The sequence below is a fragment of the Archangium sp. genome (assembly GCF_045802675.1).
Taxonomy (GTDB): Bacteria; Myxococcota; Myxococcia; order Myxococcales; family Myxococcaceae; genus Archangium.
Genome location: NZ_JBJMQO010000078.1, coordinates 42211 through 55737, shown reverse-complemented (window position 1 = coordinate 55737; position 13527 = coordinate 42211). Strand labels below are relative to the sequence as shown.

At 70.2% G+C, this 13527-nt stretch carries 11 protein-coding genes; 6 read left to right on the top strand and 5 right to left on the bottom strand.

Going from position 1 to position 13527, the window contains the following annotated elements:
• The 3 genes from ACJ8AN_RS22415 to ACJ8AN_RS22405 all read left to right on the top strand — a co-directional run.
• Positions 1-328: Kelch repeat-containing protein (locus ACJ8AN_RS22415; RefSeq protein WP_407757469.1), on the top strand; the 328-nt coding region annotated here is incomplete at its 5' end.
• A 147-nt stretch (positions 329-475) separates the two neighbouring features.
• The gene (locus ACJ8AN_RS22410) at positions 476-2473 is read left to right on the top strand and encodes an ELWxxDGT repeat protein (RefSeq protein ID WP_407757468.1); all 1998 of its coding nucleotides are present in this window, start codon (positions 476-478) and stop codon (positions 2471-2473) included.
• A 191-nt stretch (positions 2474-2664) separates the two neighbouring features.
• Complete coding sequence (locus ACJ8AN_RS22405; RefSeq protein WP_407757467.1) at positions 2665-3711, top strand: effector-associated domain EAD1-containing protein; 1047 nt, start codon at positions 2665-2667, stop codon at positions 3709-3711.
• 1 nt (position 3712) lies between these two features.
• Here ACJ8AN_RS22405 and ACJ8AN_RS22400 read toward each other — a convergent pair whose 3' ends face one another.
• Positions 3713-5077 carry a sigma 54-interacting transcriptional regulator gene (locus ACJ8AN_RS22400; RefSeq protein WP_407757466.1) on the bottom strand — a complete coding sequence of 455 codons (1365 nt, stop codon included), beginning with the start codon at positions 5075-5077 and terminating at the stop codon, positions 3713-3715.
• Between the two features lie 35 nt (positions 5078-5112).
• Between ACJ8AN_RS22400 and ACJ8AN_RS22395 the strand changes: the two genes are divergently transcribed.
• Positions 5113-7812, top strand: a complete 2700-nt coding sequence (locus tag ACJ8AN_RS22395; RefSeq protein ID WP_407757465.1) for an amidohydrolase family protein — start codon at positions 5113-5115, stop codon at positions 7810-7812.
• Positions 7813-7848: 36 nt separating this feature from the next.
• On the opposite strand, the gene ACJ8AN_RS22390 is transcribed toward ACJ8AN_RS22395, so the two are convergent.
• Positions 7849-8202 (bottom strand): DUF2019 domain-containing protein, encoded by a 354-nt coding sequence (locus tag ACJ8AN_RS22390; protein ID WP_407757464.1) that lies wholly within the window; start codon positions 8200-8202, stop codon positions 7849-7851.
• The gene (locus tag ACJ8AN_RS22385; RefSeq protein ID WP_407757463.1) at positions 8199-9563 is read right to left on the bottom strand and encodes a hypothetical protein; all 1365 of its coding nucleotides are present in this window, start codon (positions 9561-9563) and stop codon (positions 8199-8201) included. The genes ACJ8AN_RS22390 and ACJ8AN_RS22385 overlap by 4 nt, the downstream gene beginning before the upstream one ends.
• A gap of 96 nt (positions 9564-9659) precedes the next feature.
• Between ACJ8AN_RS22385 and ACJ8AN_RS22380 the strand changes: the two genes are divergently transcribed.
• On the top strand, positions 9660-10013 hold the full coding sequence (locus tag ACJ8AN_RS22380) for a hypothetical protein (RefSeq protein WP_407757462.1): 354 nt from the start codon (positions 9660-9662) through the stop codon (positions 10011-10013).
• A 10-nt stretch (positions 10014-10023) separates the two neighbouring features.
• On the opposite strand, the gene ACJ8AN_RS22375 is transcribed toward ACJ8AN_RS22380, so the two are convergent.
• The gene (locus ACJ8AN_RS22375; RefSeq protein ID WP_407757461.1) at positions 10024-11271 is read right to left on the bottom strand and encodes an imm11 family protein; all 1248 of its coding nucleotides are present in this window, start codon (positions 11269-11271) and stop codon (positions 10024-10026) included.
• Positions 11272-11280: 9 nt separating this feature from the next.
• Positions 11281-12573, bottom strand: coding sequence for an AHH domain-containing protein (locus ACJ8AN_RS22370; protein ID WP_407757460.1), 1293 nt, complete (start codon positions 12571-12573; stop codon positions 11281-11283).
• Positions 12574-12872: 299 nt separating this feature from the next.
• On the opposite strand from ACJ8AN_RS22370, the gene ACJ8AN_RS22365 reads away from it, so the two are divergent.
• On the top strand, positions 12873-13283 hold the full coding sequence (locus tag ACJ8AN_RS22365; RefSeq protein ID WP_407757459.1) for a hypothetical protein: 411 nt from the start codon (positions 12873-12875) through the stop codon (positions 13281-13283).
• Positions 13284-13527 lie beyond the last annotated feature (244 nt).

The following is a 13527-nucleotide window of genomic DNA, read 5'->3' as shown; positions in this document are numbered from 1 at the left end:
GAGCGCCTCGGCCGAGCTGTATGACGCGGCCACCAACACCTGGACGGCCACGGGCAGCATGAAGGACCCGCGCCGCTTCCACACCGCCAGCCTGCTGCCGGACGGCCGTGTGCTGGTGGCCGGTGGCTACCACCAGCTCACGGGCATCCTGACGGCCTCGGAGCTGTACGACCCGGCCACGGGCAAGTGGAGCGTCACGGCGGCCATGAACGTGGACCGCTACCGCCACACGGCCACCCTGCTCGACAACGGCACGGTGCTCGCGGTGGGCGGCGTCAGCAACCATGACCAGGCGTCGGCCGAGTACTACGACCTGACGAAGCTGTAAGCCGCCGGGGGACCGGGGGGGCGCGGGCCGCCCTCCCGGAGATGCAAACCGAGGCCTGTCGGGCTTTCATGCAGGGGGTGCGAGGCTCCCGGGACGCTTCCCGGGCCCCGCGCCCCCTGTGTCGTTTTTCCGAGAAGGAGAAGGCGGATGTCTCGTGGTTCCATGCAGTGGTGGTGGACGCTGGCGCTCGCGCTGGTGGGGAGTGCCTCGACGGCGCATGCGCAGGCGACCCCGGTGCCCGGGTGCCGTCCTCCGGTGGCCATCAAGGACGTGGCGCAGGGAGGGGCGGACTCGTCGCCCTCGTCCTTCGTGCGCATTGGCGGAATCGTCTTCTTCGCCGCGAACGATGGCGAGCATGGCACCGAGCTGTGGAAGAGCGACGGGACGGACTCCGGCACGGTGATGGTCAAGGACATCAACTCCGGCTCGCTCGACTCGAGTCCGGTCCTGCTCACGCAGCTGGGCGGGGTGCTCCTCTTCGTCGCGAACGAAGGAGAGGACCACGGGGCCGAGCTGTGGAAGAGCGACGGCACGGAGGCCGGTACAGTGCTGGTGCGGGAGATTGGCGAGGGGAAGGAGGCCGGTGGCATCACCGACATCGTCACGGTGGGCAACAAGGCCTACCTGACGGCGGCCAACCACGCGGCGGGCCGGGAGTTGTGGGAGACGGACGGAACGTTCGGGGGCACCCGGCTCATCAAGGACATCCTGCCGGGCAGCAACGGCTCCATCTCCGCCGGCTCCATGCGGGTGGTGGGCACCACGCTCTACTTCGCCGCGGATGACGGCCCCCACGGCATCGAGCTGTGGAAGAGCGACGGCACGGAAGCGGGCACGGTGCTCGTCAAGGACGTGGCGCCGGGGGCGACCAACGCCTACGTGAACCAGCTCACGGTGGTGGGCGGCACGGTCTTCTTCTCGGCCAACGACGGCACCACGGATTTCGAGCTGTGGAAGAGCGACGGCACGGAAGCGGGCACGGTCCGCGTCAAGGACATCTTCGGCAAGCCCTTGCACCCTGCGCCCGAGGAGCTGACGGCCGTGGGCGGCAAGCTCTTCTTCAGCCTGGACGACGAGACGCACGGCCCCGAGCTGTGGGTGAGCGACGGCTCGGCGGCGAACACGGTGATGGTGAAGGACGTGCGCGCGGGGGTGCTGGGCTCCAACCCGGGCTCCTTCGTGGACGTGGGGGGAGTGCTCTACTTCGCCGCGGATGACGGCGCCGGCGGGGCCGAGCTGTGGCGCAGCGATGGGACGGCGGCGGGCACCTCGCGCGTGAAGGACCTCAACGTGGGCAGCGGGAGCTCGTCGCCGCATGCGCTGACGGTGGGGGGCACGCGGCTCTTCTTCGTGGCGGACGACGGCAGCGGCAACGCGCTGTGGGTGAGCGATGGGACGGAGGCGGGCACCCGGCGGGCGGCGCCCGCGCTGTCGGCGGGGGACCCGCGGCAGCTCACGTACACGGGCGGGACGCTGTACTTCTCCGCGACTGACGGGATGCAGGGGCGGGAGCCGTACTCGCTCTCGCCGGCCTTCTTCGGGGACTGCACGCCGCCGAGCCTCACCTGCCCGGCGAACGTGACGGTGGAGGCCACGGGCCGCTCGGGCGCGGTGGTGGGCTACGAGCCCGCGCAGGCGAGCGATGACGGGGCGGCGCCCACGGTGACGTACAGCCAGGCGTCCGGGACGGCCTTCCCGGTGAAGGACAACGGGGTGAGCGTCACGGCCACGGACGCCGCGGGCAACACCAACACCTGCACCTTCACGGTGGCGGTGAAGGACACGCATGCGCCCACGCTGACGTGCCCGGCGGACGTGGAGGCCACGGCCACCGGCCAGGCGGGCGCGGTGGTGAATTACTCGCCCGCACAGGCCACGGACACCGTCTCCGACGTCACCCTCAGCTACACCACCCCCTCCGGCGCCACTTTCGCCCCGGGCAACAACCGGGTGCAGGTGACGGCGAGCGATGCCTCGGGCAACACCACCACCTGCTCCTTCACCGTGAAGGTGAATACCGCCCCGGGCGGGGGGACGGGGGGCTCCGGGTGCGGTTGCAGCTCGGGCTTCGCGGCGGAAGTGCCCTGGCTGCTGCTGGGCGCGCTCACGCCGCTGATGGCGCGCCGCCGCCGCTCGGCCCGGTAGCCGCTCGGGCCGTCTCTGGTGTGCCCGGGGCGGGTTGCGGCATCATCCCCGCCCCCTGCTTCCCGGGCACTTCCCATGATTGATGACGGATGAGCCCGAGCGGCGGCAGGCGCTCGCCCGCGGCCACGAGCGCATCGGGGACGTGCTTCTTCGCGCCTTGAATCAGGAGTCCTGAGGGACGGAGTCCGCGCATGGAATTGACGGGAACCCAGCAGGCACGGCTGTCCGAGGCGCTGCTCAGCGCCTTTCCGCGGCTGCAGCTGCTCCAGCGCATGGTCCGCTTCAAGCTGAACCGGAACCTGGACGACTTCACCGACGGGCCGCTGCGCGAGCGCGTGTTCCAGCTCCTCCAGGAGGCCGAGCGCGAGGGCTGGACGCACGAGCTCCTCGAGGGCGCCCTCCAGGACACGCCCGGCAACCCGAGGCTCGCGGCCTTCGCCCAGGAGTTCTCGGGCTCCATCCAGCGCGAGGCGCCGGGCCCGAGGCTCGAGAAGCTCGTCGTGGACACCCACTCCTTCCTGGAGCCGGTCCGCTGGCGCGAGCGGCTCGAGGCCATCGAGCGGCAGGTGTGCCGGGTGGAGTTCGGGCACAAGGTAGGGACGGGCTTCCTCGTCGCCCCCGATGTCGTGCTCACCAACCACCACGTGGTGCACGAGCTCATCGAGGGCACGGTGTCCCCCGAGCGCCTGACGCTGCGCTTCGACTACAAGCGTCTGGCGAACGGCTCCGCGCCGGAGGGCACGGTGTACGGGCTGGCCCCCGAGTGGCACCTCGCCTCCAGCCCGCCGAGCCCGGTGGATTCGATGTACCCCAAGCCCCATGAGGCCACGGTGGAGGAGCTGGACTACGCGCTGTTGCGCGTGAAGGGACGGCCGGGGAACGAGCCCGTGGAAGGACAGCGGACACGCTCCTGGGTCCAGATTCCCGCGGACACGTACGCCTTCCCGCCCGGCTCGCCGGTGATGATCGTCCAGCATCCCCGGGGCGAGCGGCTGCGGCTGGTCATCGAGACGAACGGCATCCTCGCGGTGAACGCGGCGCGGACCCGGGTGACGTACCGGACGAACACCCTGGAGGGCTCTTCCGGAGCTCCCTGCTTCAATCAGGATTGGACGCTGGTGGCGCTCCACCACAGCGGGGGTCCAGGGAACCTGGCCCAATTCAACGAGGGAATCCCCATCTCCACCGTCCGCGCCCACCTGCCGGCCGCGGTGCGCGAGCAGCTCGGCTGGGTCTGACTCAGTCCCCCTCGCTCTGCACGAGCCCGTACTTGTGCAGCAGCGAGTAGAGGTGCTTGCGATCCAACCCGGCCTCGCGCGCGGCGCGGGCGATGTTGCCCTTGGTGTGGCCGAGCAGCCGGGTGAGGTACTCGCGCTCGAAGGCGCGCACCAGCTCGTCCTTGCACGTCTTGAAGGGGCCCGAGTACCCCACCGGCAGCCACTCGCCCGCGGGCGCCGGGGCCTCGGGCGGGGCCTCGCGCAGCAGCCCCTCGGCGGCCATCCCGGGGGCGTCCCCCAGGTGCCGGGCGCGCTCGATGGCGTTGCGCAGCTCGCGCACGTTGCCCGGCCACGTGTGCGCGAGGAAGGACTCGCGCACCTTCTCCGGCAGCCGCTCCCACAGCCCCCGGCCTCCGAAGGCCTCCACCAGCAGGGGCAAGTCCTCCGTCCTGTCGCGCAGCGGCGGCAGCGTCACCGTGAAGACGGACAGCCGGAAGTAGAGATCCTCGCGGAAGCGGCCCGCCTGCGTCTCGGCCCAGAGGTCCTTCTTGCTCGCCACGAGGATGCGCGCGTCGAAGGACACCGGCGCCGACGCCCCGAGCCGGTGGAACTCCCGGTCCTCCAGGGCGTGCAGCAGCTTGGGTTGCAGCTCCAGCGCCAGGTCGTCGATCTCGTCCAGGAAGAGCGTGCCGCCGTGCGCGCGCTCGAGGCAGCCGATGCGCTGGCCCACCGCCCCGGTGAAGGCGCCCTTCTCGTGGCCGAAGAGCTCGCTCTCGATGAGCGAGTTGGACACCGAGGCGCAGTCGAACACCACCAGCGGCCCCGAGGCGCGCGGGGACAGCTTGTGCAGGGCCTTGGCGGCGGCGCCCTTGCCGGTGCCCGTCTCGCCCACCAGCAGCACCGTGGAGTCCGTGGACGCAATCCGCTGCACGAGCGCGAAGATCTGCCGCATGGGCACGCTGCGGCCCACCAGCTCGCCGAGCCTGTCCTCGGCCGAGGGGGCGATCTCCACCGGGGCCACCTGGGGGCTGAAGCGCAGCCGCACGTCGCCCACCTCGATGAGGGCGCCGGGGCGCAGGTAGGCCTCGCGCACCTGGGCGCCGTCGAGGAAGGTGCCGTTGGTGGAGCCCATGTCCTCCACGAGGAAGCGGTCTCCCTGGCGGCGCACGCGCAGGTGGTTGCGGCTGACGGTGGGGTGGTCGAGCACCATGTCGTTGTCCGGCGCCTTGCCGATGCGCAGCACCTCGCCGGCGAGCGGGTAGACGGCGCCCGCGCGCTCGGTGTCCAGCAGCACGAGGTGGAACTGCTGCGCCGCGAGCCGGTCTCCGCGAGCCCGCTCGCCGAGGACGGTGTGCGTGGGGATGGGGGAGGGAGGGGCGGAGGACATGGGCGCCTCCCACTCTACGTGATACGAGGCCCGCCATGCGCTCCCGCTCCCTGCCCCTGCTGCTGCTGACCGCCTGCGCGACCGTCTCCCCGGCCCCGTCCACTCCGGCCGGGCCCGCCGCCAAGGCCCCCGTCGCGAGCACCCCCGCCCCGGTGTCGCGCTTCCGGCAGGAGCGCCCGGTGGTGGTGCGGCACGCCACGGTGATGCCCGCCTCGGGCCCTGCCATCGAGGACGGGGCCATCGCGTTCGCGGACGGGAAGATTGTCGCGGTGGGGCGCGACGCGGAGGTGGCCACGCCGGCCGGGGCCGAGGAGGTGGACGGGACGGGCCTCTACGTGACGCCCGGCATCATCGACGCGCACAGCCACCTGGGCGTGTACGCCTCGCCGGAGACGTTCTCCCTGAGTGACGGCAACGAGGCCACGGCGCCGGTGACGGCCGAGGTCTCCGCCGAGCACTCCTTCTGGCCGCAGGATCCCGGGCTGCGCCGGGCGGCGGCGGGAGGAATCACCTCGCTGCTGGTGCTGCCGGGCAGCGCCAACCTCATTGGCGGGCGGGGCTTCCCGGTGAAGCTGCACTTCGGGCGCTCGGCGGCGGAGGTGCGCTTTCCGGGGGCGAAGGACGTGCTGAAGATGGCGTGCGGGGAGAACCCGCGCCGCGTGTACGGGGCCATGCAGCACCGGGCGCCCGCCACGCGCATGGCCAACGTGGCCGGCTACCGGCAGGCCTTCGCGAAGGCGCGCGACTACCTGGAGCGCCAGGCCGAGTGGGAGAAGAAGCACGCGAAGAAGGGCGAGGAGGCCGGGCCCCCGCCCGCGAGGGACTTGCAGCTGGAGACGCTCGCCGAGGTGCTGCGCGGCAACATCCTCGTGCAGAACCACTGCTACCGGGCGGACGAGATGGCGGTGATGCTCCAGGTGGCGGACGAGGCCGGCTACACCATCCGCGCCTTCCACCACGCGCTGGAGGCCTACAAGCTGAGAGACGAGCTGGCGGCGAGGCAGGTGGCGGTGGCGACGTGGGCGGACTGGTGGGGCTACAAGCTGGAGGCGTGGGACGGGATTCCGGAGAACGCGGCGCTGGTGTCGCAGGCGGGAGGGAGGTCCGTCATCCACTCGGACTCGGCGCTGGGGATTCAGCGGCTGAACCAGGAGGCGGGCAAGGCGATGTGGCGGGCGCGCGAGTCCGGCGTGCCCATCTCCGAGGAGGAGGCACTGCGCTGGGTGACGCTCCACCCCGCGTGGGTGATGGGGGTGGAGGAGCGGACGGGCTCGCTGGAGCCGGGGAAGATGGCGGACGTGGTGCTGTGGAAGAACCACCCGCTGAGCGTGTACGCGCGGGCGCAGCGCACCTGGGCGGATGGAGTCGTCACCTATGACGCGGCCCGGGGCGCGGGGGAGGCGAGTGACTTCGAGCTGGGCGAGCGCGCGGAGGCCTCGGCGAAGCTGGTGGCGCAACCGGCGGCGGTGCCGACGCTGACGGACGCGGGGCTGGAGGCGCGCTGCGAGCCCACGAAGGACGCGGCGTGCGCCCGGCCGCTTGAGCTGAAGGCTGACGCGGCGTGCACGGTGTTCCTGGACGTGACGGTGCTCTCCAACGGGACGTGGACGCCGCATGCCTCGGTGCTGGTGGAGAACGGGAAGGTGACGCGGGTGGGGACGGGGGGCGCGGTGCCGGCGGGGTGCCGCACGGTGGAGGGGAAGGGGCGGGTGCTGGCGCCGGGCTTCGTGGATGCGCTGACGAGCCTGGGGGTGGTGGAGATTGGAGGGGAGGAGTCCACGGTGGACGACTCGCTGCGGGGCGAGGCGGTGAAGGAGCCGATCCGCGCGGCGCTGCGAGCGGTGGACAGCCTGAACCCGGCGGCGGAGACGTTCCCGGTGGCGCGGCTGGGCGGGGTGACGGCGGCGGGCGTGGTGCCGAGGGGCGGGCTGGTATCGGGGCAGAGCGCGTGGGTGACGACGGACGGCACGGTGCGCCGGGCGCCGCTGGCGCTGCACGTGGACGTGGGGCAGAGCGGCCGGGACGCGGTGTCGGGCCCGCGCTCGCTGGTGCTGGAGAAGCTGCGCGAGCTGCTCTTCGACGCGCGCGAGTACGCCAGGCGCAAGGGGGACTTCGAGCAGAACCGGATGCGCACGTTATCGGCGAGCCGGTTGGACCTGGAGTCGCTGCAGCCGGCGCTGGCGGGGACGCTGCCGGTGGTGGTGACGGCGAACCGGGTGTCGGACATCCGGGCGGCGTTGGCGCTGGGGAGGGAGTTCGGGCTGAAGGTGGTGATTGCGGGAGGGCGCGAGGCGTGGAGGGTGGGGCCGGAGCTGGTGGCGGCGAAGGTGCCGGTCATCGTGCAGCCGACGCAGAACCTGCCCTCGAGCTTCGATGGGTTGAACAGCCGGCTGGACGCGGCGGCGCTGTTGAGCGGGGCGGGGGTGAAGGTGCTGATTTCGACGATGGGCGAGCCGCACATGGTGCGCACGCTGGCGCAGGAGGCGGGCAACGCGGTGGCGTGGGGGATGCCGTACGCGGACGCGGTGCGAGCCATTACGTCGAACGTGACGGAGGCCTTCGGGGTGGAGGGAGGGCAGGTGGCGGCGGGGCAGGTGGCGGACCTGGTGCTGTGGAATGGGGATCCGCTGGAGTCGAGCAGCCGGCCGTTGGGGATGTGGCTGGGAGGCAGGCAGGTGCCGCTCACCAGCCGCCAGCAGGCGCTGTTCGAGAAGTACCGCGCGCTGCCGAAGTAGGGAGGAGGGTCGTGGTGCCCCCGGGGCGGTGACGAGTCACCCGGGGTCCAGGGCCCACGTACCGTTTTCCCAATTCTTCAATACGAGTGAGGCTTCAAAGGGTACCAGCCCCTCACCCCTCGCCGCTTCGTCCAGTATCGTGCGGGCCTCCGCCGTCCGGTACCGGAGCAGATAGGCAGCGGCCGAGACCCGAACATCCATGCGAGGGTGCTTGAACAGGACGGTGAGCGCATCGCGCCCGGCATCACCATGTGCGATCAACTTGCCGAATGCCGCGATGTAGCGCCTGGCGTGTTTGTTGCCGGTCTTCGCGTCACCTCTCCAGATGGAGTCCGTCTGGGCGGCCACGTTCTCGGCGAACTCCGCCACGAGTTGCTCGAGCTGAGTCACCAGATGCCTCCGGTAATGTTCTTGATGGCCAGCAAACCGAACTCGCGCTGTGCCTCATAGGATTGAGTGCTGAGCCATTGCCGCATGGTCAGGGTGTTGGAGTTCGTGATCTTGGGCTGAATGGACGAGTAGAACGCACTGACGCGCGTGTGGATGGACTCCCCCAACGCGGTGACGTTCTCGGTATTGTGCAGGGCCTCCCCGCCGAAGCGCTTCACGTTGCCAGGAGTCTGCTCCACGATGTGATGCCATTGCCTTCCCGGGCCCGCGGGTCCCATGGCCGACTTGAAGCCACTATACGAGCCCCACGCCCTGTGTCCGTTGGGCAGGAGCCTGCCCCGGCTCGGCGCGGAACTCCCAGCGGTCAAGCTCCGGCCAGCCATGGCCACGACGTGAGGTGCCGCCACGAGGCGGATCGTGCCCTCGGGCACGGAGACGATGACGCGCTCGGCTCCGGTCGCCGCCTCCAGCAGACGCATGCCGGTTCTTGCTTCCACCGCCCTGGAGGCCTGCTCGAATCCCGGCAGCTTTGGCGCCTTGGAGGCGAGCGCCACCGTTTCACCAATCGCCGCCGTCCCCACCATCACGAGAATCCGCACGCTGTTGGGGCCAATGACATGGCCGAACCGCTCGCCTATTTCGCGCAGCTCCGCGAAGGTCGAGGCCCGGGGGGCGTCTTCGTGAAGCTGCGCATAGGCCCGCAGCACGTCGAAGAACTCCCACCCGAGATAACCCCACATGAGCACGGTGAATCCGAGCGCCAGGCTTTTCGTCACCGGCTCCGGTACCGGTGCCAGCAACATGCCCATGTAGACCACCAGGGTGACGCTGAGCATGGCCAGCACGCGCGTGGGGTTGACCAGGGCCCGTACTTCCGCGCTCACACCTTCCAGGGCTGGCCCTACCCCCAGGGCGAGCGCGAGGCTGCGCTTGTCGTCATCCTGGAAGCGGGGCCCGTCTTCGAACAGCGTCAGGCAATCCCCTGGAGTACCGCACCGCTCGCAAAACTGCCCATAGGACCGGCCCAGGCCCGATTGCCCCGCTTCGCCACGCGAGGGGGCGGAGGCCAACGCCAGCCTGCGGCCGACATACAGCGGGGGGCGGGGCGTGGCCACCCGCAGCGGCATGTCGAGCCAGAGCGTCGTCAGCGCCGCCGTGACCTGGGAGTCGCTCACCTGCACGGGAGCGAAGTCCGTGGGCAGATGGGTGAAGACGGCTTCTTCCCGGGCCGTCGGCCCTCCGCCCATGGGAGCCCCCGTGGCGCACGCTGTCACCAGCATCAGCGCGGCCAGGGCCAACGCGCCCACGCGCGAGGGCCGCCGTGTGTCCACGGGGCGAGTCTCGACAGAAGGACTGGACATGACCGCACCTCCGCGGGCGAGCCGACCGGGCTGGACGGCCAGAGTCGACGATTACAGAGAACGGCCGGCAGCCAGGTCAAGACGGGAGGCGGCAGCGTGCAGGACAAGGAGCGCGCCCGGCTCGACGAAATCATCGAGAAGGTGAACACGCTGTTCGAGGGGGAGCTCTCGGACCAGGACAAGCTCGTCTACGTGAACAACGTCCTGATGGGGAAGCTGCTGGAGTCCGCCACGCTGATTCAGCAGGCGGCGAGCAACACCAAGGAGCAGTTCGCGAGCTCGCCGGATCTCCGGCAGGAGATATTGAACGCCATCATCGAGGCGCTCGACGCGCACACGGTGATGAGCAAGCAGGCGTTGGACTCCGAAGCCGTCCAGAGCGGCATCAAGGACATCCTGCTCAACCACGCGCGGCTGTGGGAGGCCCTTCGCTCCAGGGCCCCCAAGTGACATCCGGGTGCTACACCACGGGTTTCCTCTTGAGACGCGACAGGTGCTCCTCGCCGCTGGCCACGAAGCGCCGTGCCAGCTCGGTCTGTCCCTGAGCGCCATGCTCCAGCAGGTATTTCAGCTCCGGGGGCAGCAGGGCCTTGACGGTGACGAGCTTCACCTCCCCATACGGTGTGGGGAAGTGACCCGGCAGCGAGCGTGACGCCACGCCCAGCAGCACGGCCACCCTGCCTGCCTCGGTGACGAGGGACTTGGGCAGGCCCTTCCCGGACACTTCCATGGAGAAGAGGCCCGCCTTCACGTGCTCGCGCACCTGCTCGTGTGCGGTGAGCTCCTCCGAGACGCGCTCCAGCAGCAGCAGGGGCCAGCCCTTGGAGAGGTCCTTCACGGCCGCATCCACCTCCAGGGCGAGCTCCAGGCCGAAGCCCACGGAGGGCTCCAGGCGCTCGATGAACGGGTCCGAGAGCCCGTGCGTGACGAGCAGGGTGCGCCCGGCCTCGCGACGGATGACGTGCCAGAGCTGCCGGTGGCCCGGCCACGAGTCGCTCATGGCGATGGGCATGATGACCGCCTTGTCCAGCGTGCCCAGGGTGCGCCAGGCGGCTTGACGAGCGGTGTCCGCGGTGTCGAACAGCTCGTGGCGCTTCCGGGTCCGCTCGCGCTCCTCGGGGGTGTTGACGGCCGGGCCGGTGACCTCCGTGAATTGGGGGCCCGTGGCGCCCAGGTTCTCCAGGGCCTGCTTGAGGTCCTCGGAGACGATGAGGACCACTTCGTAGCCCCAGGGACGGAACACCTGGGCATCGCCCACTTTCGTGGAGTCGATCCGCATGAGGTGCACGGCCCGGTAGGTTCCTGTCTTCTCCGGACGCCCGTCCTCCGGCTTCCAATACTGCACCTCGCCGGACTTCTCATCGTCGATGCACTTCACCACGCGTGTGCAGACGAGGAGGTAGAAGGGCTCGGGATGCGCCTCGACATCGACGGGGATGAGCTGCACATCGTTGGGCGCCAGCCTGGCGAAGATTGCGGCGGCTCTGGCGCTGACAAGGGGGATGCCGAGGCCTGCTTCGGAGAAGTCCAGCGCTTCCCCATCGCCTCCGCGCAGGGGGATTCTGGGTCTACCCTCGAAAGTGACCGGTTCCCCCTTCGTGAAAACGTAGTCATCAACCTTTCGGCCCTGCGCGTCCGTGGGGGGACCCAGGTCCCAGCGACCGGGGATGTAGACGTCGTCACTCAGGTCGAAATACCGGTTCGCCATGACACCCCCTTAACGCGGAGAGCCCGCGAAGAGGAGCTTGGAGAGCGTGGAGCTTCCATCGGTGAGTTCTTGTGCCATCCGCCGGAGTTCAGTGGCCAAGGCGTTTCGACAGTCCAGGGCGCTCCGGCATGTGCTCGTTGCCTCGCGCAGGCGGCGGTAGACCTCCTTGTGGTACGCCTCCGGGTGAGGCCCCTTGTGCCCTTCGAGGGCGACCTGATTGGCCGGGTCCTCCATCGACATGCCCGCCTTGTCGAAAATCGCCTTGAACCGCTGCGTCCAGGGCCCGCCGCGCGAGGTGGACTTCTCGTTCTCGACCGTGGCGATGTGGTGCAACTGCGGCTTCTTCTTTGGCGGATCCACGCGAGCCGGAGCGCCGCTCGCGGCCATGCTCAAGACGTTGGCGGGCAGGACGACACTGAAGGTGCCCTCGGCTACGGCGACCCGCACCCCGTCCGCCTCCAGCGCGGCCGTGAGCACGTCGCGGATGCCGACGTGGGACTCGAGCGCACCGGCGGCTTTCGCGAAGCCCGGCAGCTTCGGGGCCCTGGACACGAGCGCCGCCGTGTCCCCGATCGCCGCCGTGCCCAGCAGGAGGAGAATCCGCACGCTGTTGGGCCCGATGACCTTGCCGAAGCGGTCCCCCGCCTCGCGCAGCTCCACGAACGTGCTGGCCTCGGCCGCCTCCTCCCAGAGCTTGAACCAGGCCCCTATCAGGTCGAAGAGCTCCCAGCCCAGGTAGCCCCACATGAGTAGGGCGAGTGCCGCGGAGATTCCTTTCGAGACGGGCTCGGGTGCCGAAACCAAGGCCATGTAGCCGATGAGGGTGAGGCTCAGCGTCGTCCACAGTTGCGTCGTGGAGAACATGGAGCGCAGCTCCGCGTCGCGGGCCTCCAGCGCCGCGTTCACGGAGAGCGCCAGGGCGAGGTCGCGCTTGTCCTCGCCGTCCAGGCCTGGCCCGTCCTTGAACAACCCGAGGCAGTCGCCCGGCGTGCCCTGCCGCTCGCAGAAACGCCCGTAGGACTGCGCCAGGGGTGTGCGCCATGCCTCGCCCGTGAGCGGGGTGGAAGCCAGCGCCAGCTTCCGGTGGGGGTAGAGCGGGAATGAAGAGCCGGCCACCCGCAGCGGCATGTTCAGCACCAGGGTGGTGAGGGCCTCGTTGAGCTGGAGGTCGCTCACCCGCACCGCCTCGAAGCGGGCGGACAGGGAGAGGTGAACCCGCTCGCCCTCTGCCTCACCCTCCGCCTCCCCGGCCTCCGCGACAGAACGGGGGGCCGGTGGCCGGTAGGGCGATCCCACTCGCACGTCGTCTCGAGGAACGCCCGTGGCGCATGCGGCCTGGAGCAAGAGGACGATGAGGGCCCAAGCGCCCAACCAGGGGCGCTGCCGCGTCTCTGCCAGGCGCGGACCAACGAGATGGGTGGACACGCCATACCTCCGGCGAGGGGACTGGCCCCGGCGTCCAGGGGCTGTCGTGGAGGACGAGGACCCGGGCTTATAGGTGCGGCGATGCGAGGGACTCAACCCGCGCCGCCCCTGCGGTAGGTGGCGGTGGGGCGGGTGCGCTGCTGAAGTAGGATGCCAGACGGCCCCGGGAGCCTCGAGTGAAAGACAACGTCAATCCATTCGCCCTGCATCGTGAGGACGGGGCCACGCGCCTCAACCAGATAGGCTTCGTGTTGATGTTCCTGCCCGCGGTGATCGGCGCGCAGGAAGCGGCCGGGTTCGGTGGAGATCCCGAGGTGAATCGGCCGCTGGTGCTCGCTGTCGGCGCGATGAGCGGTGCACTCGGGGGTTGGCTCTTCGGTCTCGGCCGGGCTCCCGCGCGGGCGGGCCTGCTCGGTGGGGCGCTGGCCAGCACGGGCGGGCTGGTCCTCACCCACCTGGGGATCGCCGGGCGGGAGCGCTTCTTCTTCCTCGAGGCCGTTGTCTTCTGGCTGGTGGGCAGCGTTCCTGGAGCGCTCGCCTACAAGACGTTGATTGACCGCGCGGTGCGCTCACGGTGGCCCCGCTGAGCGCTGGAGCGTGGCAGCTGATGGCCGGGCGGTTCGCAACCACGGTGTCGAGGCACGCGGACGCGGCGACTACTCGCACTCCGGGCCGGTGCAGCTCATGTCGTTGAAGTCGTAGAGGGTGCAGTGGCCGGGATTGCCGCGCGGACGCCCGGTGCCTTTCGGGACGAACAAGCGAGAGAGTGATTCATACCCGGTCCTTGTCCTGGGGGGGCGAGCATTCCCCGGGCCCGAACCGGGCGTCAAA